We start from the raw sequence: 21,149 nt of genomic DNA, 5'->3' as shown, positions 1-21,149 counted from the left end.
CATTGAGATCGCTTTCATTTTTGATAGCGGTCTTTTTTTTTCTATCGCCATTTTCGTTTTTTTCTTCATCAAATCTGCCTGTTGAGCTCGTCGTTTCTGGGATTGAAAAAAAAGTGAATAAAAAACGTTTTTTTTCAGTTTTGCTATTCGACCTCTGTCGGCAGCGTGGTTTACTAGAACTACAGCAACACACACAAAACATTTTTTAACCGCATCGGAGGCAAGACAATGAGCGACATCAACGTACAGGAAATTTTTGCTAAATCTCAGGACAACTCAGCTTTGGGTGAGCTGGCAGTAAAAATGGCGGAAATGGAAAAAAAACCTACTTCACTTCGTCAGATCAGCGATTTGTTGGCGAAGGTGAAAAAGGAAAATTCTACCGTTCTGTTTGATGAGGCCAATGTGGGACGTAACAACGGGTACAACGTTTCTCCAGCATGGCTGTATGTTGAAGTCGGTTTTAACCTGCGCAACCTCAATCTTGAGCAGGTGGAAATGTTCAAAGGGATGTGGATGCGTGGGGATCGAATCCCACCAATCTTGGTTAAAGCCGTTATTCTTAATGGCGTGACGCGACTCAAGATCATTGACGGGCACCACCGTTTTGCTGGCCTGATGGCTGCTATTCAAGCTGGTGCTAAGATTGCTTCCCTGCCGATTGAAGAATACACCGGTAACTCTGCTGGTGAAGTGTTTGAGATGCTCAAGAGCGCTCAGGGGCTGGCTTTGAAACCTATCGAACGTGCCGAAGGTTTCCGTCGTCTTCGTGGCTGGAATCTCTCCGTTGAAGAAATAGCGGCGGGCTCAGGTAATAACATCCAGACCGTTCGCCGCTCTCTAATTCTGGTTGAGGCAGAGGAAAACGTTAAGGAGTTGGTTCGCGAGGACAAAGTTTCAGCTGACGTCGCTATCAACCTGCTGGTGGAGTGCAAGGGCACTGAGCGTAACGTTTACGAAGAGCTGATGGCCTCTCTGGGTGAAGCGAAGAAAGCAGGTAAGGACAAGGTTACGGCGCGTTTTGTGAAGTCTAAAAAAGTCACTGTGAAACCAAAGGCTATCCGTGAAACCTTCACCTCTTTGCTGCCAGCCAGCAATCAAATCCGTTTGCAGATCGAACGTGTGAAAACGGAAGAGACGAAAGACCCGGATGATGTGAGCATTAATATCCCGGCTGATGCTGCCCGAATGCTGCTGGCTATCCTTGAGCAGTATGAAGCAAATCAGAAAACTGATGCTGATGCTGATACTGGCGAAGATAACACAGCCACCGAATCAGGAGCAGCTTGAATCCCTATCCCCTCCCCCCTTGCTGCCTAACAGGTAGGAGGGGGTATTTGTCATCGCGTATAAAGTTTCACCGACTCACTAACTGACAACAAAGGATGCAGCAATGGATATTCAGGAAAGACAAATTGTTGAACACCGGATTGTAGAAACTGCGGCTCAGGGGCTGGTGGATGCTGGATTCGGTATCGCCGTTTATGACGGTGAAGAACTGGTAACGGAGGTAACACACGACGTTAGCAGCATCATGGAAGCAATGTTCTCTACTGATGAAGAGTTTATTTACGCCTACGACAGTAATGGTAAGCATGTAGGCTGGGTACATCTCGTTTACGGCAATAGTGGCTGGGACGTTATCTCTGATAACACCAATAACCTTGAAGATGCCCTGATCGCGGCAACCGAATTGGCTGAGGAAATAGCAGACCAGTCGTAGTACCCCTTTGGTAGTACCCCTTTAAATGAGGCTGTATCGCCCGGTACGGCCTCACCCACCAGCCAGATATTCGACCTTGCCCTACCCTGTGTTAACTCTGTATGCAGCGAATTTGACGTTATGTATGGGTTAATCATGAATGGTTTCCTCGGGCAATCTCTTGTCCTCATTTTTACAGGCGCGGGTCTAATGCTCTGCTGCGTTATCCCTTCGGTACTTCTGACGTTAAGGCAGATATTGAATGCAGACAGTCACGCGCTCAGCGCGTCGGTCAGTGAGCCTGCGGTGGTACTGTACTCTGCTGGAGTGACGAACCTAAAACTGTTTTTCGTCTATGCGGTGGTGTGCCCTGTGTACCCGGAACTTTCGGGCCTTGTGCTAGTGGTCGTATCAGGGATGGCCATCATTACCAACGCGATACATTCTGTATGGAAATGCCGCCTCATCATCCGGCTCATTGAGAGCGGGCTTATCCAGCAAAGCGCTCCCCACCATCGTCGTTACGCCAAGAAGCTGACAAGGCAACACGACAACCTTCGTTGCCTCGCGGCCCTGTTCTGGCTAATGAAAAATAAATGACCCGGTGTGAGATTTTTTACCCCCGGATGACTTCGGCCTCCCCGGAACGGGTGTTTTAATAGTTTTATTAAACGACAAATTGAGAGGCAAAAAGATGTCTGCATTAACTCCATTACAAGCGCTGGATGTGATGATCGACTGGCTAAACGTTAACGTTGATCAGGGCACCGATATCATTTTTGATAACGATGAAGATAACTCTGACTCTGCGGCTGTCCTTCCTCCGTTGCAGGTACTGAGGAAAGCATTCAAGCCCGGAGAAGGCGAAGCTAAGTCTAAATCTGAAAGCGATACGCAAAACGATTTTGAGAAGCGCAATACCAATGCAGGATTTTTACATCGCTATGTGTCTGATGATTATAAGGGCGAGGCCCATATCGTTGAGTGCGCCAGCTGCCTTGCCGTGTATCCCAGCTATGAATCCTATGAAGGAAACCAAGTCAGTGATGAATACGGCATACATTGCCCGCATTGCCACGCTAAAGACCCGGATGTGTGTACCAACGTCGGGTTGGCGTGGAACGTGCAACAAAAGCGCATTAATAATCTGGAAGCGCAACTTCAATTCCTGCGGGAAACTTACGGGCTGCAACATAATTTCAATCAGGACTAAAAAAGTCCTATGGCTGGTGGCCTGAACCACTCCACCAGCCTGTCATGTTAATCGGGGGGTAAACATGAAACCATTTGGTCAATCCTATTCTGTTAATGGCTGTACCTGTCATAAGTGCCGTCGTCGCGGATACCGAAAAGGCAATGCCTACGGTGATGTCATGCGGGCAGACAAGCATCGTGCTCGTCAGCTGGCTAAAAAAGAAATCCAGAGGCTTATCCGTGAAACAGCTGAGTAACGCGCAAATTTACACGCTGCGTCGTCTATCCAGTGGGGCGTCGTACAAGCTAAGGGGTGACGGTAAGAAGGCTTTAGAGTGTAGGCCATGTATCAGAACCCGGTTCGGAACAAATGACATCTCCGCGCCGTCTATCCCTGTGCTTTTGCGTCTCGGGCTGGTGGCATACGCCTGCGAGGGGGAGAAAAGCCGAACCACCTTTTACCCAGTTAAACTAACTGATGCCGGGGAATCAGCGGCAAAAACAATGCAGATAAGGGATTAAGCATGAAAAAACATATCAAGGAATGGTCATTTGTTCTCAGTGTTGTCATGCTCATTGCAACTGCATTCATCTTTCTGAGTACCACAAACGATAAGTTGGCAAGCGATCCTGATTACTTCAATATCCTGTCGTTAACGGATAATGAAGATTATCAGCCGCAAGGTATTCGGGAGGAAGTTGCACGTATTCCTCAGACGAGTCAGGTCGCTATTGTCGGTTATGAAAAGCAGATCGATATGCCGACTCGGACGTTAGTCATGTTCAATGGCGAACCAATGTTTCTCAAACGTGTTTTGACTAAAGAGGATACTGCTAACGAATTGGATTTTGTGCTAATGGCTGATAACAGTGTGTTTATCTGCCTGCATGAGCGCATTGATAAATGCTGGCCTGCTGATAGTCTGTCAGCAACACCGGAGAACTAATTCATGAGTATCCATCAGGCTATTGCCAGCAACATCAGGCAGTACAGAACAATCCCGAAAGGCAGCTTCCTCTGGCTCGATGTGCCCGGCGCGGATGATTTGCTTGATAGCCGGGAGGTGAAGAGCATCCCTGCCCTGCTTGAGCGCTATGGGCCGCTTAACGAGGTGATCGTTCACCTTGATACCCCGGAAGGCGACTTTGAAGATGAGTTTCACTTCGATGTTACCGACCTCAAAATGCCACCAGCTGTACCAGTGAAAAGCAATGGTGCGAGAGAGGCGCGGGACGCAGTAATAGCGAACTTCGGGCAAAAGAGAATTGAGCATGTAGAGTCGCTGGTGGAGTTTTACGCCGGGCACCTGCTGTCGCGATTTCGCAAGAGTCATCAGTACACTGGCCCGGCCCCGAAAATCAGGACGCGCTGGCACACAAAAACTTCATGGGGGAGTCGTAACCGGATAACTATTTCGCCGGGGTATCTGTATCGCCCTGAGTCCAACTACTTCGGATACACCTTCTGGGAGTACCAGCACGTCCGCCAATCCCCCTTAATAGGCTGTTTCTTTTCGCTGAACCGCCTGAATCATGTCAAAGCGCTGGTGGCTCATGAGCTGGCGCACTTCCTGCAATTCAACTCAAGGTATGCCGTATTGCCTGAGTTGGACTATGCTACAGCCCACGGCGAGGGATGGCAGTATATCTACAGCATTACCCGCGCCGATCTTAACCGGTACATCAATAACTAACTTGGACAAAAATATTCGTTTTTTAGAGAGTTTATAAAAAGCAACGGAGGCGATTTTGTCCTGACGAACGTAGAGTTATTATGATAACTACGTCTAACAGAAAATCGAGAAAGGTTAAGGCAATGAAAGTAAAAGAACTTATTAAGTTATTGCAAGATTATGATCAGGATTCAGAGGTTGTTATCGCCGGGTATGAAACCATATGTTCGGCATACGTTGCAGAAGCTGATCTGGTGAAAGCATGTAAAACTGTACAGCGTCGTTCTCCTGACAGCTTAGATGGAAACAAAGAGTTGACCAATGAAGGGGATCCATCTGTCTGGATAGGATGGAGTGGCGACTACAGAACACCGCAACAACTTGCTGCTATTGAAGACCCGGATGAAATGAAGGATCAGCCATGACTGACTATGCCGTAATTGACGCGATGATTTATCCTGTAATGAAAACAACCGTAACTAACTGATTTAAAGTAGTTAATCTATCGGATTTCATCGTGAAATCCTGTAAATTTCACCTGTTATTCCCTCTGAAACGCTTCGGCCCCCTTCGTTGACATGTTAGCCTTTCTGTACTTTACAGACGATGGGGGGAAGCCTGTCATGGCAATGAATAAGAGAGAGAAAGAAGCGTTTGAAGAAGCCCGGAGCTATCGCGCCCTGCGCTTCACTGACCATCCTACTTCTAAGGATCTGGCACCGGGAAGCGAGTTGATAACTGGGTACGATTACAGAAAACCATCTTTTACTGAAAGCATGATTTCGATTAAAACAGCATGGTCTACCCGGTCAAAGCATGGCGAGGGCAAAGCCCCACCACCAGCGAACACGTTTGGTGGCGTGTCTCGTGATGGTATCTCTCTATACTCCAGCCGTAAGCGTGCTCTGGGTGCATTGCGCCGTGAGCTTGAAAGGGAGTTCGCCAGAATACTCATGAAAATTGATGATGAGATCGCAGCAGAAGAAGCAAAAGAAGGATAAGAGTAATGACAACGCCTAACGCCCCAATAATCTCGACCGATAATACCTCTACCCTGCCCTCTGTGCGCCGGATGGTGCCGCGCCATACCGGGAAACTCGTTCGTATCACCAGAACTACCCGGCTAAGCAGCGCTCATCTCGGTAACTGTGAGATTTGCGATCAGCATATGACGGAAGCTTTTCATTCCCGCGTAGGGAGGGAAATGGTACGCGCCAATGGTACTGTCTACATTGAGCATACCTACGGCGGGGTTTATGCACATGAATCCTGCATAGCAAAAGCAGCAGAAAACGACTGACATTTACTTGGTTTTAAAATTGGAGAAGGAAAACACATGTTCGACAACCTTATTGATAATATGAAATTTTACACCGCAACAATCTTCTCGATTGTTATCTGGGGGGCTGCTATTGCTCTGTTCGTCTACTATCACATGAGCAGACACTCATTTTTAAATGATTTTTTATCTCCAGCAGTCGTTAACACAGTAACAGCAGCGTTAGCCTATATTGGGTTACTTCCCCTTCTCAACTATGCGGCTGACAAAGAACAGTTCGGCTCTGTTGTCGGGGCTGCGCGTCAAATGAGTATGTTCTCTGAACGTCCTTGGTATGGGGAGGGAAGTTATCAATTCCTTATCTTTCTCGTGATAATCCTGAGTGGTTTCATCATTGCATGGGTTAATCGCCGTCGTTACTAAGAAAAACACCCGTCAGAAATAAATGCAAAAACAGGGCAAAGCGTTCTGTTTTTTTTTGCCTTTTAAAAGCGAGATTGTGTCATTCCGAAAGTGCGTAGCAATGTCGTGATAACGATGTTCTCATAGCCGAGGTGATAACCTTCGGCATGGGACAACGACACGCGTCCACGACGCTGATCGTTCAGGGTAATGGGAACAAAAACATTACCCTTTTATTTTTCTTTTGACCTGCGCCAAGTGGCGAGGTCGGATGTTTCCCGGTCGGGGGGTTTAATTTTCGGGGAAAAGGTTGACGCGACCGCCACCCCTTTAGGGTTCCAAGAATCATTGCGATGAGTCTTTTATCGTTTAGCGTCTTCGACCCGTTATCAACGGATGCCATAATCAATGACTCAAATTCAGAACAAATGTAAGGATGGGGAAATGGGCAACCATACGTTTTTAATGGCTTCGCTGCGAGACACCGTGGGCAGCAATATGTCGTTTCATTGTGTTGATGGCGCAGGTTACACAACTAATATTGATAAAGCGCACACGTTCACGAAGGAAGAGGCGCAGAAGTATTGGGATCATGCCCGCTCGTTTGATTTACCCGTATCCCTGCACTGTATAAGCGCCCTTTCTGTTTATCACGTTGATTGCCAGAACGTCCCGGCTGAAACAATGCTGGTGGAAGGATGCGAGCAATATGTTGGCTTTAAAAAATCCCGCTGGGATGGTAATGACCTGTACTGGTTGTGTGCTGATGGTGCCCCAGTAACAGACTTTGAACGCGCCAAAATCTACAGTAAGCCTGACCTGAGCCGCGATGATACTATCTGGCTACCCTTTACCGTTGCAGATGTCGTTAAGCGCCGGACGTTTGCGGTGGATGCCCTTAACCGCCGGACGATGATTCAGTCTAAAGGGTTGGTTATGCCGGGGTGGTTAAAGCGTGAGAATCGCCGCAAAGCGAATTTCACGGGTAAGGTTCGATGGAACTGTCCGGGATGTGGCAAAATCCACTGGCAATTAAATCCCTATGATTTCGACGGATGCGCTCACTGGGATTGTCCTGAATACGTTCGTCGCTTTGAAGACTGAACTTTAACTTTCTGTTTATGACCCCTTCACCTGTTCGACCCCCTTACTTCGGATGAGATAATCTGTTGTAACAGAACAAGCAGAGAAGGAAGGGTGAATGAACGAGAAAATAGAGATAGGCAGTCTGGTCTTTTGTTACCTGAGAGAGCGTTATGTTGGCCGTTGCTATGGCCTGAAAACAGTTGTAGAGATAGTTCAGGAAAATGGGCTTGATATGTACCGGGTGACGCGGGCTGACTGTGATGATGAGTGGTATCCCGCCAATAATCTTGTGCTTGCTCAATTCCCACCAGCAGGGACAGAAACAAAATTTAAAGTTGGGGATCACGTCCATTGCTTCGGCACATACCAGAATCATTACACGACGGCGCATATCGAGCACATCCTGTGGTCAGATGATGGTAAGCCTGAATACTACATTACCCCGACAGATACGCCGTGGTGTCCTGTGCGTGAGGATGCAATGAAACTCGTCGTTGAGATGTTTGTCGCTGATCCAGATTTGCCTGTCATGGTTTTTTAACCCCCTTCTCTATTCGACCCCCTTTACCCCCGTGAGATAATTCATCTCAGATAAAACAGACATCTCCGGGGGGAATGATGGTTACGCCAGAACAGCATTACGAATTTCTAAAACAGCACTACCGCGCCTCACGCTTTGAAGAGCGCAACAATAGTTCGTGGGGAACAGCCTACTCTCAGCATATAGCTGACTATCGGTACGAAGAGTTACAGACGGTCGGCTACAGCCTTATCAGTAGTCACGAATCAGCGACCGGTGATGCGATTATCTACGATGCAGAGCTAAACAAGCTCGATACAATCCCCGGCGAAAAAAAGAGTTACACCACTCAGGAGCACATCAGCAATGACTAACACCATCCGCCTGAATTATCCTCAGCACGTTGTATCCCTGACAATGCTGGAGGCTATCGAGGTACTTAAATCCGGGCCTTTTGGTGTGTTCCTGACATTTAACGACCCGCGTACCGGCGCGTTAGTACAAAAGCTATTCCCGTTCTTCTACAGACCACACAATACCTATGGGCTGAAAGGGCGCTGCTTTGTTTCTGAGTGGCTCGGGCTTCCTGTCTACATCCCTTCGGATCTGTCCTTGTTCATTGAGGGACAGCAAGACCTGAATTGCCAGACAAGATTCTTGATGCAGGAAGGCGGGTTTTTATGTGCGGGCGATTATAAGAACGAAACTTTCCGTCTGGAGTTTTTAACAAATATCCGAGTAGACACGACGTTTGACACTGACTTTCTGGAACTGCTTTCGCGCTCAGGTCACGGGCATCTTGCCACAGACGTTCCGCCCGGCAGAGCAGGGCGCGGGGAATCTGCCACTGCTAACCGCAAAAATGAATCAGTGGTGTCGTAATGGCTTCCACCGCGCTTGTACCTCTAAACCGACTCCAGCAGTGCGCCATGTCTGCCATTGCCTCCATTGAAGCCCGGACAGAAGCCGGGCGTTCACTAGGCGAATATCCCTATGCAAAAGCCTTTTTCCGTGAGTTCACGGGGAAGGCGGGGATCACGTCCGCTCATGTGCGACAGGTTGACCCGGCATATAACCCCAGCTACCGGGGAGAAGCCACAAAGACCGACTACATACGGGCTATCGACACGATAATAGAAAGCAGGGGGAAAACGTGGATCATCCCCCTGTCAAAAGCGGTTATCACTGCTATGTTCCCGGCTGTCCAGTCTGGTGAGCATCAGCGAATAAGTCATCGGGAGAAAATCGCCACTGCCCGAAGTGCCCGCCGCGAGCAAAAACAAAAACGCGAAGAAATGTCTGCGTCTGAAAATGCCCAAAGTGCGGCATGGGTAGGTTTGCAATTTTGCCTGCCGGGGGAACATAAGGCGTGGCTGGCTCACTGGCGAGACGAATTAGAAATGGCTGGTGTCAGTGACTGGGAACTTAGAAATATGCTGGTTCGCTGGTGGGGTGCATTCTGGATTGCTTCTGCCCGTACAGACTGGCGCTGGTGCGATACCCTGTATGACCTGCTTAATGAACTGGATTACGTGATAAGCACATCTAGCGAGCGCGACCTGTGCCTGTGTCGCTCAGCCCTTCCTCTGGCACTACCGGCATAACGAAAAAGGCAGAGGGGGTCAGCCTCTGCCTTGTTTCAAGTTCCCTTCACCATCACTACCGGCTACGGGTCAGTTGCTTGATCACAACGATAATCTGCAAGCTGATATGCACAATCTGCAAAACCAGCAGGATAGTTGCCAGAGTTACCACTCGTTCTCTCCTTTGATGGAGAGTGTGCCATCGGAGCGATTGCTTTTGGGTTTCCCATCACCCCGCGCACCTGTAGTTGGCAGGAACTGACAGCACTCTCAGGTTGAAGCAAATCAGACAGCACCACCTGTTTCTGATCGGGATGGAAACCTGTGTCGTAACCCATCAAACCAGAGAAATACCGCAGATACACAATCTGCCTACTGAGAATATTATACGTTAGCCGTCCCCCCCCTCGAAGTATTTCGGTTGACATAAATAACGATAAAGGGGTAATCTTTAATCAGTTGGCAGGTACTGACAGTACGTAGTAAACATCAGCAATTACCTCACCAGTACATTGCAGATGAAATAATTTTATCCCTCTCATTTAGAGACAAATTAACCCGATCCCGTATCGGGTTTTTTTGTGCCTGAACATATCCCCGGTCACATCACAACGCATACAGCCATCTCTGTTAAGCACTCTATCCCCCTGTTCGCTTCGGCATCTCTTTGCCAGTGATAAAATCAATCCAAGAAAAAATGCAATCCCCGAGTGGATTGTCACAACATGGTTTCTGGTTAAGGAAAAATAAATAATGATTGATACACTTAATTACTATCAAGACCTCAGCCCCTCAGCAAAGGCTACTGCCCGTACTCAGGTTGTCGCCTGTGAAGCAGCTGCCTATAAGACCGAATTGGCTCTCGCGGTGTCCTGTGCTGCAACCAGCAGTATTCATTCTCGCATCAGCCATAACCCAAACCGCATACGTGCGCTCTCAAATAAGCTGCGTCTGATCCGTCATTATCAGACCGCACCAACGGAAAAAGTTGAAAAATTCATTGAAGAAAATCTGTGCATGTTTGATGCTGGTGGACGTTTTTACCTGTTCTTAAAGAAAGCATTCTTTCAGGCGTGAATGCTACGCCTTAAAATATCAGTTTTACCAGAAAGGCAAGGGATAGAAGTAGCAGCACACAGAAAGAACATATCACAACAAATAGCAAACAAAATCATACCATTACGCGTAGTTTGCTTATCAATGGCATTTAACGGATGTTCGATTTTGCGTCTGAATGACGTCTAATTGACATCCGAATGACAGTCAAACAAAGCTCATATCACCCTTTAATGACACTCAAATGACATTCAAATGACACTCAAATAGATGTTATATAAGCCTCTAATGATGGTTGTATAACATCTGAATGACAGTTTTTCCTGCGTATGATGTTGTTTGTGGTTTTGCAAAAACTAGAACGTGTCGATATTTCTGATATAATCCTAAAAAAACAACACATCAAAGGGGTTCATATGTCAGATAATTTTGACAGATTGTTGGACACGGGTAAGCGTGCCAGCATCATGCTTAACTGGCTCACCGACCAGATCCAATCTAAAAGGGATGAGCTTGACCAGACGGAGTTCTATAAAACGTATTCAAAAGCCGCCGTCGTAAAAATGCCGCACCTGACCAAACGAGCTGTAGATAATGCCGTTGAGGAAATGGAGGCAAACGGTTATCAGTTCGGAAAACGTCATGGGGGCGTTGCCACTCAGTATGCTATGACCATTCAGAACATCAGCGATATCTATGCGCACCGGGGTATAAAAACCTACCGGGAAAAGCGCGGAAAAGCGTTCGTTATTTTTGTTGTTAACCTTAAAGGCGGGGTTTCAAAAACCGTATCCACCGTGACGATGGCGCATGGTATGCGTACCCATCCCACCTTGCTGCATGAAAACTTGCGCATCCTTGTTATTGACCTCGACCCTCAATCGTCCTCAACCATGTTCCTGAACCATCACCATAGTATCGGTACTGTCGATAATTCCAGTGCTCAGGCCATGCTCAATAAAGACCTGACCCGTGAAGAAATTCTGAATGAGTTCGTTAAGCCTTCTATCGTGCCGGGCGTTGATATCATCCCTGCATCAATAGAAGATGCGTTTATCGCCTCTCGTTGGTCATCTCTATGCAGCCAGTACCTTCCGGGCATGAACGAGCACAACGTTCTAAATGAGAATATCATCGACAAAATCAGCGACGACTACGATTTCATTTTTGTGGATACCGGCCCTCATTTAGATCCGTTCCTGATTAATACTTTAGCGGCAAGTCACATGCTGATGACCCCTGTACCGCCTCCGCAAGTGGATTTCCACTCAACACTGAAATACCTCACTCGACTGCCTGAGCTGATTCAGATGCTGGAGGACTCCGGCTTACCAAGCAAAATTATCGCCAATGTCGGCTATATGTCGAAAGTCTCAAATAAAGATGACCACAAAAAGACACATAGTTTTGCGAGAGATGTTTTTGGCGCGGATATGCTCGATGCCACACTCCCTCGTCTGGAGGGGTTTGAACGCTGCGGAGAATCATTTGACACCGTAATCAGCGCGAACCCTCAAACGTATGCAGGCAGTCAGGATGCACTAAGAGCCGCCCGTGTTGCAGCTGAGGACTTTTCCCGTGCCGTGTTTGACCGTATTGAGCTATTGAGGGGTGCCGCATGACCCAGAAAAAACCAAGAGAAGTTCTCGGAAGAACATTTAGCGAATCACCTCTTTCCGGGATTAACGTTCCATTATCCGCTGCCTCTGGCGAGAGTCTCCGCTTTGTCCTGAAATCAGGCAGAAAGGTTATGTTTCAAACTGAGACTATCACAGCCGAGCAGGTTGAAACTCGCACCTACGTTGACCCCAAAATTAACGGGCGTGACCAAAACGCTCTGACACAGGAATCCCTTGCAGACATCACCAGTACACTGCAAAACCAACAGTTCTTTCCTGCCATTGGTCGGCTGGTGGAAGGGCGGATTGAAATCCTTGATGGGTCACGCCGTCGTGCAGCTGCATTACTTTGTGGTGTTGGCCTCCGGGTTATGTACACTAAAAGTGAGATGACCGCCGAAGAAGCCCGCCAGCTCGCAGCTGAGATACAGACAGCGAAAGAGCATAACATCCGTGAAGTAGGGATGACTCTCATCGCTATGCGTGATCAGGGTATAACGCAGAAGGATATTGCGGAACGGCAAAACATGTCTACCGCTGCCGTTTCCCGTGCCATTCAGGCTGCAACAGTTCCCGAAAAGATGGTTTCTGTTTTCCCTATTCAGTCGTTGCTGGTATTCGCTGATTATAAAATTCTTCTGAATATTTCTATTCAGGCAGAGAAAAAAAAGATTGATATAGATACCCTCGTAGCGAATGTCGTTCTTGCAGCAAAAGAATTAGAAAAAGAGTCCCTGCAACCTGACCTTTACAAAGAACGCGTTATGAAGCTTTTTGAAAGCAATTTCTCAACGCTGGAAAACAAGCCGGTAATAGAAAAACCTGTTTTTGAAACGCTAAAAGAGTATGACGATAAGCGTAGATACGCGCGGAAAAAATCAGATACCAGAGCGCGAAAGTTTACGTATGAGTTCAGTCGCATCAGCAAAGAAGCCCATGAAAAAATTGACGCGTTTATCCGGTCTGTCATCGAAGAAGATAGTTAACCTGTCTGATTTTGGAAACCTTCTAAACCCGGTTAATCCGGGTTTTTTTATCTCTAATTATCCTGTAATGACTTTTCGTTTAAGTTGCTGATTTTAGTGATTAACAAGGCTAGATTTCATCTTGAAATCCTGTAAATCTCTTTCGAATTTCATCTCTCAAAATCTTCGACCCCTATGGTGCTCATGGGATAATTTTTATCGCATAACACCTTGTAATCATATCGAGGCTAATCGTAATAGCTCGCAGCATCCACACTGGAGGAAATCACTATGTCTTCTAATAGCACGGCAACCCTCACCTTCACTTTTGACGGTAACGCTCCCTCAGCATGGATAAGCGCTCTGTCACGGCCTAACCCGTCCGATTCATGGATTGACCCAGAATCGCCGGGCAGCGTGGTACTGAGAGAGATTATGACCCATTCCTCTGTCGATACCGATGTGGCCGGGAAAACCAAAACACTTACTGCCAACATCCCTGAGCAAGCAGATGTACTGTCTGCGCTGCTCGAGGTGTATGTTTCCGCTGATGTGAAAATACTGCTAATGGCAGGGTGTGAGAAGGTGGATAATCTGATCTGCGTCACGAGCAAAACAACGCGTCTCATGCCTAACGGCTTTGTTATCAGCTGTGAGCAAAAGGCAGAACGCCTCATGTACTTCATGACGCAAAACGGTATCTGTGTGCTGGCTGATCCAACCATTAATCTGTCAGCTGAAAAGCTGCCCGGCGCAACCTTCTTTGCCAGTGAGCAAGAGATGGACGCGGAGGGGTTAGCCCGCTGGGGGGAGAACGGCGGGGAAGGGTGGCGAACCCATGCCACCATGCAGAACGGCAGACCTCTCCTGCTGAACGGCTTCGGTAATATGATTGAACTGGGCGATGAACCCGAAGTAACGATTAACTCTCTCAGCAATTGAGCCTGAGCCTATGAAGAATTTTTCATTTAAAGCATATTGGCGTGGTTTTCTGCTGGTGGGGTTAAGCGCGGGAGGCTGCGCCCTTTTCTTCCATGAGCTGACCATCTACCTTTCAGGATTGCAAAAGCCCTTTCCGCTTGAGTTGGCCTTTTCTGGATCGCTCATGCTGGCGCTGATAATGGAACTTCGCCACGGCATTAACCGGCTCGTGCTCGTTCAGGCCACGGTAACAATTATCATTTTTGTTACTGCTGTGTACCTTGCCGAACACCTGCGCTTTTTTTACATGGTTACTGTTAACGCCCTGAAAGCGGAGCCACTGGCAAAAGAGGTAATAGGGGAGGAATACTACTCTGTTATCACTAACGCGGCGGTAGGGTACGGCGGATGCTTTGCAATCTCCATTACTCTCGTTCGTCTGTGCCTGTGGGGGATTTTGAGAAAAATACTTTTAAGGGTATTAACTGAGGAAGGACAAAGCAAGATATGCCCGTGCTGTGGGTCTGTCATGAAAACCTTCTGACTACATTCCTACAGCACCAAAAATAAGCCCGCCCAATGCGGGTTTTTTTATAAAACTATTTTGCTTTTGACTATTCGACCGCCCTTACCTCCGTGGGAAAATAACTACATCAGCAAGACTGATACAAACAATCAATGACAGCCAGAGCTAAACGCAACCGCTGTCCTAAATGAAAAATCAGGAGATCACTATGTACGGTACAGTTAAAGAAATCATCGCTCATCTTTCTCAATACAAAAATCAAGATGAACAGATTGGTACAATTATCTGGCATTCCGATGATGTCAAAGCTGCTGTACAAGATTTTAACAATGAAGAGATTAGTGATGAAATTGCTCGTGATGCCCTGAAACATGCGATCAGCTCACATGATGCTAACTATGGTATCACTCATGAAACGCTGGTATGTGCCGCTGAATTCGTTATTGAAGAACGAAAAAAGGCATAGACTCCCTATCCTAAAGATACCCAAACAAGACCGCTTAATCGGCGGTTTTTCTTTAACTCTTAACTGTATATTTTTTAACCGATATCCTATTCGACCCCTTTCCGTGCGGTGTTAGCCTTTTAATCATTACTACACGTTAAGAGGGTTCATTCATGCACGAAAATAGCTTTCTCGATGTCAATACACTCGTCATTACCCGGCACGCTCAGGAGCGATGGAAAGAGCGTGGTTTCCGTGGCACCTATGGATTACTGGAAGAATTATCAAAGGCGCAGCTCTTCACCGAAGAGGTGAGGGGGGTGGATATTATCCTCACTGAGTTTATGCGAGTCACGTCAATGTATTATGAGTGCAAAGAAGAGAGAAAATATTTCTTCACTAATTGGTTTATATTTGTTGTATGTCAATCAACGCTGATCACCTGCATATCCCGAAATTCTCATGTGAAATACAGGAAGAAACTCGCTAAAAGCACCAACAAAAAGAGGGTGAACAACCAGTACGCACACCGCTAAAACTGTCGGGGAATGGAATGGCATCAAGATTATCTAAATGGTTTTTCTGGAGCTACTGGCTAACACTGATAGTCATGGTGTTCATCGCAGTTATAGGTAGTCAGGCCGTCACTCGTAGTGATGATTTACGTGTCTACCTCATGGCCTCTCGGGTCGCCCCTTACAATACCAACTGGGTATCTGTGATACGGGACAGGGAAAAGCCGGATACCACGGCATTACTGGTTAACGTGCCCGGAACGAACGATAAGGCGCATATGCGCTACATAGAGTACATGACAGCTGATTTAGCAGGTATGGGTAGGGAAGATCTAAAGCGCCTCATACAGAGCGATACAGAGGCTTCTGTGGCTAATGAACCTGTTTATGGGAAACTGGTAGATGTTGACCCTAAAATGGCAAAATTGCTTTTTTATGATACGAAAAGCGACATGTTGTTGCTGGGTCTGACGCTGTTCTCTCTGCCGGAAGTTATTTTTCTCATTGTCACAACCGCTGTTAGCCTGCTGCGATTCGTTGTAAAGGGCAGAGGGCGTCAGGCGCTGGTGGTTTTCACCTACTGGACAAAGATATCGTATTTCGTCTCGTTCTTCTGTATGTGCGCGGCCTTGTGGGCTATGTCATTCCCTGTGTACCGTCCGGCTATTCATTTCCTGAGTAGCGTTTTGAAATAACCATGACAGGCAAACAGAGCGTTTACCGAAGGATCGCGCTATAGCCTCTCATCTCCTGCCTCGCTATTCACATTAACGTTAAAGACTTAAATTCTATAGCCGATAAATCAAATATTTATAAAAATATTTGGAAGAAAAACGGAGGTATCCTTGTTTTTCTGGCTGAACTACCAGAAGACAAAGCTTATCAGATGTATTCTGATGCGGTTCGATAAACCTGTCTTACCAGAAAGGGAACAAACTCAGATGAAAATCATCAAAATCTATACACCTCATGAACTGGCTCTGTTGAGAGATCCTGCTTTCAGATTGATAGTGATAGAGGCTATTGGTACAGATGGATTCGTTGAGCAATATAATCTACTAAATAATGTCTCACTTAATCAGCCTAAGAACGGTCTGGAGGTATTAATCGATCAGGCTACAGGGGCAGCAGATAAGCATCAACGCGTATACTTCAACGGACTTCTTAAATTTATCTATGAAACTGTATACTTACGGTTAGAACCGATGGCTTTGGGGTAGTTCCGGGAACCGTTGTCGGGTAATGAATGGGTTTACCTTTCATTGCCCGGCAGCGGTTGGACAAGCGTAGCGCGTCAGATATTCCTCCACATTACCATCATTTAAAGTTATCCACATATCCACCGTGTAGATCCAATAATAGATCCATAGAGAGATCCAGATAAAACCAAAAAGATCCCCGTGGTCTGTAGCCTTACTGCCACAAGGCTTACAACGTTTTTCGGTGTGTGCTGAGGGGAAAAAGGTGTGTGCTGAGGGGAAGAAAGTGTGTGTTACGGGGATTTGGGTGTGTGCTGAGGGGAAAAAAGGTGGGCGTCACGGGGAAAATATGATACTTTTCCACAATCGTAGCATTTACGTGGGGGGGAATTATTTTATTATGGAAACTCAACTAGTTATATCTGATGTGTTATTTGGTAACACGGAAGAAAAACAAAAACCATTAACAGTTAATGAACTGAATACAATTCAACCAGTGGCCTTTATGCGCCTTGGCCTTTTTGTGCCTAAACCATCAAGGTCATCTGACTACAGCCCGATGATTGATGTCAGTGAATTAAGTTCTACCTTTGAATTTGCAAGACTTGAGGGGTTTACTGACATAAAAATCACTGGTGAACGTCTTGATATGGATACTGATTTCAAGGTGTGGATCGGCATAGTCAAAGCGTTCAGCAAGTACGGGATTTCGTCAAACCGCATCAAACTAAAGTTTTCTGAGTTCGCAAAAGATTGTGGTTTCCCCGGTAAAAAACTGGACAAGAAACTGAGAGCGCATATAGATGAATCGCTTCGTAAAATCAGGGGGAAATCGATCTCATTTAAGCGAGGCAAAGATTCACAATCTGCATATCATACCGGCCTCATAAAGATAGCCTATTTCAATGCCGATACAGACGTTGTGGAACTGGAAGCAGACGAGCGATTATGGGAGTTATACTACTTTGATTATCGTGTTGTTCTTCAACTACATGCAATAAAAGCCCTTCCACGTCTAGAAGTTGCACAAGCCCTGTATACCTTCCTTGCAAGCCTTCCAAGTAACCCGGCTCCTATCTCTTTTGAACGCCTACGTGAAAGGTTGTCTCTGATCAGTCAGGTTAAAGAACAGAATCGAATCATCAAAAAAGCGATTACTAAGCTGATAGATATCGGCTATTTGGACGCTTCTATGGTGAAAAAAGGACAAGAGAATTACCTCATCATTCACAAGCGAAGTCCAAAGCTAAGTGTAATCAACGAATAAGTGTGCCTGTGGTTTGGCTGTCAATGAAAAGTGTGTGTCAGGGGGGTTAACAGTCATTGCAAAGGTGTGTGTCAGGGAGAACTGATCGCCTCTCTGGCAAGGTGTGTGTCAGGGGGGAATGCTACTGGCAAGGTGTGCGTCAGGGGGAAAATTGGTGGTTTTCCCTCCGAGTGAGTATCACGGGGCGTAATTATCACCGGTAAAGTGTGTGTCAGGGGGAAGGAATTGGCTTTCGTTCGGTGTGTGCCAAGGGGTTTGACGGGAATTCCTGATAAATCCCCCTCCTAATTTGCTTCTTTTTTAAACATTTCTGTGCGCTGTGCATTACCCGGATCGTGAATGGTGTGTGTCAGGGGGGGTTTTCGTCCTGCTCGCCGGACTTGCCTCAAATATTGTTGTTTAGTAAAGTCTATATAAATCAATGACTAACTAAATTTGAGGTGTGTGCTGGGGGGAAGATTCGATTAAATAATGCTCAAACAGAAAAAAAGAGGACAAAATCGGGGTATTTCCGACGAGATTCCCCTCAGCGGACACCTTTTACGGCGAAAAATGAAGGATAAATCCTCTTCTACTGTTCCGTGGGAGTAATGAATGACATACCTTCCCCTCAGCAGACACCTTTTGATCCGCAATCCACCAGCAAAAGATAGCCCCGAAAAAAAATAGGCAATCCCATATTATTCATGAATTTAGCTTAGAACACTCGGCAAAGGCGTTCGGTATGTCATTTCTGTGTGGGAAAATAGACACAAAACGGTAAAGGAGTAAAGAAAATGGGCGAAAATAAATTCGAAGAAGCCATTAAGTTTTATGGGGATAATCAGCGTGACGCAAGCAAATGTACAGCCCTCAGTGTGCAGTACACTAAAAAAGAAAAAACCAGTGAACTGACCGTGAATGTTGAGATGGCAAAAATAATCGACAGCTCGGCAGACTGGGCAAACAAAATCTATCTCCAGCTCTCGAAGGACGAACTGACCGGGCTATGCGAGTTGCTTTTTGGCCTGCGAAAAACGCTTGATGTGAGCTATCACGGTACGAAAAAAAACAAGGGTCTGAAAGTCCACAATAACGATGCTAAAGGCGTTATGCTGATCATCTCCGAAGGGGGAACGACTATTCATCACATGCTTAGTCATAATCAGCGAATTGAGTTAGGCGTTTTTATTATCCGACGTCAGGCAGCTGCATGGCAGATATCAGTCAGTGATGTGCTGGCCGTGTTGCGTCAGTCCGTAGCTATCAGCCGGATCAGTTAGGTGGGGTATCTTACCAGCGCCGTTCTCCGGCTCGGTCAACCTCTCAACAGGCACAAAGCAAGTTTGTCCCTGTCTCAACGTTATCATTTTTATCGAATTGAGCCGGTATGTGCAGGTGCCGGAAACTTGGGCTGATTGCTCTCTGTTTTCATTTGGAATGTATCGAAATGAAAATGTGTGATCGGTCAACAAACAGCCGGGACAGGTTATCAGCTCATAATCATTGCGATGTTAACTGTGTCTTTATCTTTATTCACTTTCAGCACCAGCCGCTCTTTGGTTGGGGTAAAAATCAGTCGGTCATAGTCGGGTTTAATTTCATCCGGCTCCCGCACCATCTCGTACAAGCCATCTACCTTCACGACTCGACCGTTGCCTACGACCGCAAAAACCTTGTCGGTTAGCGTTTCAGGGGAAACGACTACCATTAATTTGTTGGCCTGCTTCTGCTGTTCGTCCGGCAGTTCTTTATAGGCAAAGAGAGGCTTATCGTAACCGATGGGTTTTACTTCCATGAATGTCTCCGGGGTGAACCAGTTATGCCACTGCATTTTAGGGTGCTGTTCGTGGAACTCCACGCAGGCGATCCGCTGGGCAACGAGCGATTGAAAGATGCCGAGCAGCCCCGGAAAACGCTCAGTGCTCCATCCGTCATTAAGCAGTCTGGCCTCAATGCTTTCCCAGTCTTTCCCGGCAGCGTCCAGATTCACGATGATGCTTTTGTTGATGCCCGAGTAGACGTACTCCGTGTTTTCGTTAAACGCGATGTCGAAGAATGCGTTCTGATCCAGTACGTGAGACATAGAAACTTTGGCAGTGGCGTAAATATATTTTGCAGATAAGGACATGGTTTTAGCTCCGGTTTAATTGCATTAACGTGTCGTTCAGATAATGAAATTGTCTCATGGCGGAATAAGGGGTCGAATAGTGAGGCGGGAATCAATCTGTTATTTATTTCTCTCTCTTTGAATTGAAGATAACGGCGAGCAATCGGGTGCTATCTTTCTCGCACCGTTAATTCTTTTGTCAGTCTTATCCAGATTAATTAAGTCCCTTTTGCTGAAAGAATGTGATGTTTAGAGAAGGGGGTTAGTTTTCTGGCCTTTCCCATTTACTGAAACATGTGGAGTAATTAATTTGAATGGAAGTGACGAGCAATAATAGCTTTGGTGCTTATCGCGGCATTAATCATTCGGGTAAAAACAGAGTCCTGACTTTGATATTTTTATATTAACAAACTGGTTTTAACTATCAGGTGACTGGATATATCCAGCCAGCGCGACGGAGATAATCAACGAGGCGGATTTACGTTGGTGAAACCCCACCAGTAGGGGGCAGATTTGAGGGAAGAAGGGGAAAGGAGCTGGGTGTATTTCCGGCATAAACCTGATAAATTAAACCAACATGCAAGAGAGGGGGTAAGCCCCTACGCTTCGCTCCGGGGCAGGGAGCTGGACATCACCGCCGTGCCCTTTTGTGAGAAAAACCGCGTACTACTTTTCCCCCCTGAGATCGGGGTTGAGAATGATTCGGTGACAATTCCCACATCCGGTGACGGGTATTTAAAACCCGGTTCGGCCCTGGTCTGAAATTAAGCTGTGGGTGTTTTATTAAAGAGAGAAAAGAGAGATAGAAAAAAGAACGCCGGGTTTGGCTCCGCACATTCTTCTTGGCGAGCGCCCCCAGAGATAAGAAGAGAAAATAAAGAGATAAGAAGAGAAAATAAAAGAGTGTGCAGGGATGCGGAGTTTCAGCCATAAAAAAGGTAAAGGAAAAGACAGGTTTCTCAGCGCGTTAGTCTTTTATCGCTATACTGCATGTTGGTTTAATTTATCCATAAATGTCGCTGTGATAAAAATAGGGGTCGTCTCAGAAAACGGAAAATAAAGCACGCTAAGCCGGTGGCAGCGGTCGCAATGGCCTAAACTTCCCCGC

General features: G+C 46.6%; 28 protein-coding genes. 26 read left to right on the top strand and 2 right to left on the bottom strand.

What is annotated here, in order from left to right:
* Nucleotides 1-228: 228 nt before the first annotated feature.
* From SJ312_RS22285 to SJ312_RS22215, 15 genes are all read left to right on the top strand, one after another.
* Nucleotides 229-1,290, top strand: coding sequence for a hypothetical protein (locus SJ312_RS22285; protein ID WP_168550195.1), 1,062 nt, complete (start codon nucleotides 229-231; stop codon nucleotides 1,288-1,290).
* Nucleotides 1,291-1,393: 103 nt separating this feature from the next.
* Nucleotides 1,394-1,723 carry a hypothetical protein gene (locus SJ312_RS22280; protein WP_168550196.1) on the top strand — a complete coding sequence of 110 codons (330 nt, stop codon included), beginning with the start codon at nucleotides 1,394-1,396 and terminating at the stop codon, nucleotides 1,721-1,723.
* Between the two features lie 135 nt (nucleotides 1,724-1,858).
* Entirely contained in the window at nucleotides 1,859-2,302 is a 444-nt protein-coding gene (locus tag SJ312_RS22275) for a hypothetical protein (RefSeq protein ID WP_272517234.1), read from the top strand.
* A 94-nt stretch (nucleotides 2,303-2,396) separates the two neighbouring features.
* A complete protein-coding gene (locus SJ312_RS22270) occupies nucleotides 2,397-2,915 on the top strand; it encodes a DUF957 domain-containing protein (protein ID WP_168550198.1) in 519 nt (172 codons plus the stop codon).
* Between the two features lie 64 nt (nucleotides 2,916-2,979).
* A complete protein-coding gene (locus SJ312_RS22265) occupies nucleotides 2,980-3,153 on the top strand; it encodes a hypothetical protein (RefSeq protein ID WP_272517235.1) in 174 nt (57 codons plus the stop codon).
* 267 nt (nucleotides 3,154-3,420) lie between these two features.
* On the top strand, nucleotides 3,421-3,843 hold the full coding sequence (locus SJ312_RS22260) for a hypothetical protein (RefSeq protein ID WP_168550199.1): 423 nt from the start codon (nucleotides 3,421-3,423) through the stop codon (nucleotides 3,841-3,843).
* A gap of 3 nt (nucleotides 3,844-3,846) precedes the next feature.
* Nucleotides 3,847-4,590: a hypothetical protein gene (locus SJ312_RS22255; protein WP_053764323.1), complete on the top strand. Its 744-nt coding sequence runs from the start codon at nucleotides 3,847-3,849 to the stop codon at nucleotides 4,588-4,590.
* Between the two features lie 122 nt (nucleotides 4,591-4,712).
* Nucleotides 4,713-4,994 carry a hypothetical protein gene (locus SJ312_RS22250; protein ID WP_168550200.1) on the top strand — a complete coding sequence of 94 codons (282 nt, stop codon included), beginning with the start codon at nucleotides 4,713-4,715 and terminating at the stop codon, nucleotides 4,992-4,994.
* Between the two features lie 198 nt (nucleotides 4,995-5,192).
* Entirely contained in the window at nucleotides 5,193-5,570 is a 378-nt protein-coding gene (locus SJ312_RS22245; RefSeq protein ID WP_319868364.1) for a hypothetical protein, read from the top strand.
* Between the two features lie 335 nt (nucleotides 5,571-5,905).
* A complete protein-coding gene (locus SJ312_RS22240) occupies nucleotides 5,906-6,271 on the top strand; it encodes a hypothetical protein (RefSeq protein ID WP_168550202.1) in 366 nt (121 codons plus the stop codon).
* Nucleotides 6,272-6,694: 423 nt separating this feature from the next.
* Entirely contained in the window at nucleotides 6,695-7,354 is a 660-nt protein-coding gene (locus SJ312_RS22235; RefSeq protein ID WP_109910774.1) for a hypothetical protein, read from the top strand.
* Nucleotides 7,355-7,451: 97 nt separating this feature from the next.
* Complete coding sequence (locus SJ312_RS22230; RefSeq protein WP_168550203.1) at nucleotides 7,452-7,877, top strand: hypothetical protein; 426 nt, start codon at nucleotides 7,452-7,454, stop codon at nucleotides 7,875-7,877.
* A 77-nt stretch (nucleotides 7,878-7,954) separates the two neighbouring features.
* Nucleotides 7,955-8,230, top strand: a complete 276-nt coding sequence (locus tag SJ312_RS22225; protein ID WP_011039879.1) for a hypothetical protein — start codon at nucleotides 7,955-7,957, stop codon at nucleotides 8,228-8,230.
* Nucleotides 8,223-8,738 (top strand): hypothetical protein, encoded by a 516-nt coding sequence (locus SJ312_RS22220; protein WP_168550204.1) that lies wholly within the window; start codon nucleotides 8,223-8,225, stop codon nucleotides 8,736-8,738. Before SJ312_RS22225 ends, SJ312_RS22220 begins: the two co-directional genes overlap by 8 nt.
* Nucleotides 8,738-9,460: a plasmid SOS inhibition protein A gene (locus SJ312_RS22215; protein WP_168550205.1), complete on the top strand. Its 723-nt coding sequence runs from the start codon at nucleotides 8,738-8,740 to the stop codon at nucleotides 9,458-9,460. Before SJ312_RS22220 ends, SJ312_RS22215 begins: the two co-directional genes overlap by 1 nt.
* A 62-nt stretch (nucleotides 9,461-9,522) precedes the next feature.
* Here the strand turns inward: SJ312_RS22215 and SJ312_RS22210 are convergent, their stop codons facing one another.
* A complete protein-coding gene (locus tag SJ312_RS22210) occupies nucleotides 9,523-9,669 on the bottom strand; it encodes a hypothetical protein (protein WP_164565744.1) in 147 nt (48 codons plus the stop codon).
* Between the two features lie 523 nt (nucleotides 9,670-10,192).
* On the opposite strand from SJ312_RS22210, the gene SJ312_RS22205 reads away from it, so the two are divergent.
* From SJ312_RS22205 to SJ312_RS22155, 11 genes are all read left to right on the top strand, one after another.
* Nucleotides 10,193-10,516 (top strand): hypothetical protein, encoded by a 324-nt coding sequence (locus SJ312_RS22205; protein ID WP_011039883.1) that lies wholly within the window; start codon nucleotides 10,193-10,195, stop codon nucleotides 10,514-10,516.
* Between the two features lie 395 nt (nucleotides 10,517-10,911).
* Complete coding sequence (locus SJ312_RS22200; protein ID WP_011039885.1) at nucleotides 10,912-12,117, top strand: AAA family ATPase; 1,206 nt, start codon at nucleotides 10,912-10,914, stop codon at nucleotides 12,115-12,117.
* A complete protein-coding gene (locus SJ312_RS22195; protein WP_194306206.1) occupies nucleotides 12,114-13,100 on the top strand; it encodes a ParB family protein in 987 nt (328 codons plus the stop codon). Before SJ312_RS22200 ends, SJ312_RS22195 begins: the two co-directional genes overlap by 4 nt.
* 270 nt (nucleotides 13,101-13,370) lie before the next feature.
* Entirely contained in the window at nucleotides 13,371-14,021 is a 651-nt protein-coding gene (locus SJ312_RS22190; RefSeq protein ID WP_319863932.1) for a hypothetical protein, read from the top strand.
* Nucleotides 14,022-14,031: 10 nt separating this feature from the next.
* Nucleotides 14,032-14,544, top strand: a complete 513-nt coding sequence (locus tag SJ312_RS22185) for a hypothetical protein (RefSeq protein ID WP_168550208.1) — start codon at nucleotides 14,032-14,034, stop codon at nucleotides 14,542-14,544.
* Between the two features lie 190 nt (nucleotides 14,545-14,734).
* Nucleotides 14,735-14,992 (top strand): hypothetical protein, encoded by a 258-nt coding sequence (locus SJ312_RS22180; protein WP_011039890.1) that lies wholly within the window; start codon nucleotides 14,735-14,737, stop codon nucleotides 14,990-14,992.
* Nucleotides 14,993-15,144: 152 nt separating this feature from the next.
* On the top strand, nucleotides 15,145-15,507 hold the full coding sequence (locus SJ312_RS22175) for a hypothetical protein (protein WP_011039891.1): 363 nt from the start codon (nucleotides 15,145-15,147) through the stop codon (nucleotides 15,505-15,507).
* 17 nt (nucleotides 15,508-15,524) lie between these two features.
* Entirely contained in the window at nucleotides 15,525-16,181 is a 657-nt protein-coding gene (locus tag SJ312_RS22170; protein WP_011039892.1) for a hypothetical protein, read from the top strand.
* Between the two features lie 246 nt (nucleotides 16,182-16,427).
* Complete coding sequence (locus SJ312_RS22165; protein WP_011039893.1) at nucleotides 16,428-16,706, top strand: hypothetical protein; 279 nt, start codon at nucleotides 16,428-16,430, stop codon at nucleotides 16,704-16,706.
* 379 nt (nucleotides 16,707-17,085) lie between these two features.
* Nucleotides 17,086-17,952, top strand: coding sequence for a RepB family plasmid replication initiator protein (locus SJ312_RS22160; protein ID WP_011039606.1), 867 nt, complete (start codon nucleotides 17,086-17,088; stop codon nucleotides 17,950-17,952).
* A 776-nt stretch (nucleotides 17,953-18,728) separates the two neighbouring features.
* Nucleotides 18,729-19,214, top strand: coding sequence for a hypothetical protein (locus tag SJ312_RS22155; RefSeq protein ID WP_319868362.1), 486 nt, complete (start codon nucleotides 18,729-18,731; stop codon nucleotides 19,212-19,214).
* A gap of 209 nt (nucleotides 19,215-19,423) precedes the next feature.
* Here the strand turns inward: SJ312_RS22155 and SJ312_RS22150 are convergent, their stop codons facing one another.
* Nucleotides 19,424-20,062: a hypothetical protein gene (locus SJ312_RS22150; RefSeq protein WP_053764312.1), complete on the bottom strand. Its 639-nt coding sequence runs from the start codon at nucleotides 20,060-20,062 to the stop codon at nucleotides 19,424-19,426.
* Nucleotides 20,063-21,149: the final 1,087 nt, after the last annotated feature.

The organism is Providencia sp. CIM-Carb-044 (genome assembly GCF_033901115.1).
Classification (GTDB): Bacteria; Pseudomonadota; Gammaproteobacteria; order Enterobacterales; family Enterobacteriaceae; genus Providencia; species Providencia hangzhouensis.
This window is presented reverse-complemented; position numbering and strand designations above follow the sequence as displayed.

What these genes read in the sequence shown, in the direction of transcription:
- SJ312_RS22230 (WP_168550203.1), top strand. Translation starts at nt 7,452, where the DNA reads ATGAACGAGAAAATAGAGATAGGCAGTCTGGTCTTTTGTTACCTGAGA.
- SJ312_RS22240 (WP_168550202.1), top strand. Translation starts at nt 5,906, where the DNA reads ATGTTCGACAACCTTATTGATAATATGAAATTTTACACCGCAACAATC.
- SJ312_RS22225 (WP_011039879.1), top strand. Translation starts at nt 7,955, where the DNA reads ATGGTTACGCCAGAACAGCATTACGAATTTCTAAAACAGCACTACCGC.
- SJ312_RS22155 (WP_319868362.1), top strand. Translation starts at nt 18,729, where the DNA reads ATGGGCGAAAATAAATTCGAAGAAGCCATTAAGTTTTATGGGGATAAT.
- SJ312_RS22170 (WP_011039892.1), top strand. Translation starts at nt 15,525, where the DNA reads ATGGCATCAAGATTATCTAAATGGTTTTTCTGGAGCTACTGGCTAACA.
- SJ312_RS22255 (WP_053764323.1), top strand. Translation starts at nt 3,847, where the DNA reads ATGAGTATCCATCAGGCTATTGCCAGCAACATCAGGCAGTACAGAACA.
- SJ312_RS22265 (WP_272517235.1), top strand. Translation starts at nt 2,980, where the DNA reads ATGAAACCATTTGGTCAATCCTATTCTGTTAATGGCTGTACCTGTCAT.
- SJ312_RS22185 (WP_168550208.1), top strand. Translation starts at nt 14,032, where the DNA reads ATGAAGAATTTTTCATTTAAAGCATATTGGCGTGGTTTTCTGCTGGTG.
- SJ312_RS22285 (WP_168550195.1), top strand. Translation starts at nt 229, where the DNA reads ATGAGCGACATCAACGTACAGGAAATTTTTGCTAAATCTCAGGACAAC.
- SJ312_RS22250 (WP_168550200.1), top strand. Translation starts at nt 4,713, where the DNA reads ATGAAAGTAAAAGAACTTATTAAGTTATTGCAAGATTATGATCAGGAT.
- SJ312_RS22150 (WP_053764312.1), bottom strand. Translation starts at nt 20,062, where the DNA reads ATGTCCTTATCTGCAAAATATATTTACGCCACTGCCAAAGTTTCTATG.
- SJ312_RS22180 (WP_011039890.1), top strand. Translation starts at nt 14,735, where the DNA reads ATGTACGGTACAGTTAAAGAAATCATCGCTCATCTTTCTCAATACAAA.
- SJ312_RS22175 (WP_011039891.1), top strand. Translation starts at nt 15,145, where the DNA reads ATGCACGAAAATAGCTTTCTCGATGTCAATACACTCGTCATTACCCGG.
- SJ312_RS22270 (WP_168550198.1), top strand. Translation starts at nt 2,397, where the DNA reads ATGTCTGCATTAACTCCATTACAAGCGCTGGATGTGATGATCGACTGG.
- SJ312_RS22200 (WP_011039885.1), top strand. Translation starts at nt 10,912, where the DNA reads ATGTCAGATAATTTTGACAGATTGTTGGACACGGGTAAGCGTGCCAGC.
- SJ312_RS22190 (WP_319863932.1), top strand. Translation starts at nt 13,371, where the DNA reads ATGTCTTCTAATAGCACGGCAACCCTCACCTTCACTTTTGACGGTAAC.
- SJ312_RS22205 (WP_011039883.1), top strand. Translation starts at nt 10,193, where the DNA reads ATGATTGATACACTTAATTACTATCAAGACCTCAGCCCCTCAGCAAAG.
- SJ312_RS22165 (WP_011039893.1), top strand. Translation starts at nt 16,428, where the DNA reads ATGAAAATCATCAAAATCTATACACCTCATGAACTGGCTCTGTTGAGA.
- SJ312_RS22235 (WP_109910774.1), top strand. Translation starts at nt 6,695, where the DNA reads ATGGGCAACCATACGTTTTTAATGGCTTCGCTGCGAGACACCGTGGGC.
- SJ312_RS22160 (WP_011039606.1), top strand. Translation starts at nt 17,086, where the DNA reads ATGGAAACTCAACTAGTTATATCTGATGTGTTATTTGGTAACACGGAA.
- SJ312_RS22215 (WP_168550205.1), top strand. Translation starts at nt 8,738, where the DNA reads ATGGCTTCCACCGCGCTTGTACCTCTAAACCGACTCCAGCAGTGCGCC.
- SJ312_RS22210 (WP_164565744.1), bottom strand. Translation starts at nt 9,669, where the DNA reads ATGGGAAACCCAAAAGCAATCGCTCCGATGGCACACTCTCCATCAAAG.
- SJ312_RS22275 (WP_272517234.1), top strand. Translation starts at nt 1,859, where the DNA reads ATGAATGGTTTCCTCGGGCAATCTCTTGTCCTCATTTTTACAGGCGCG.
- SJ312_RS22220 (WP_168550204.1), top strand. Translation starts at nt 8,223, where the DNA reads ATGACTAACACCATCCGCCTGAATTATCCTCAGCACGTTGTATCCCTG.
- SJ312_RS22245 (WP_319868364.1), top strand. Translation starts at nt 5,193, where the DNA reads ATGGCAATGAATAAGAGAGAGAAAGAAGCGTTTGAAGAAGCCCGGAGC.
- SJ312_RS22260 (WP_168550199.1), top strand. Translation starts at nt 3,421, where the DNA reads ATGAAAAAACATATCAAGGAATGGTCATTTGTTCTCAGTGTTGTCATG.
- SJ312_RS22195 (WP_194306206.1), top strand. Translation starts at nt 12,114, where the DNA reads ATGACCCAGAAAAAACCAAGAGAAGTTCTCGGAAGAACATTTAGCGAA.
- SJ312_RS22280 (WP_168550196.1), top strand. Translation starts at nt 1,394, where the DNA reads ATGGATATTCAGGAAAGACAAATTGTTGAACACCGGATTGTAGAAACT.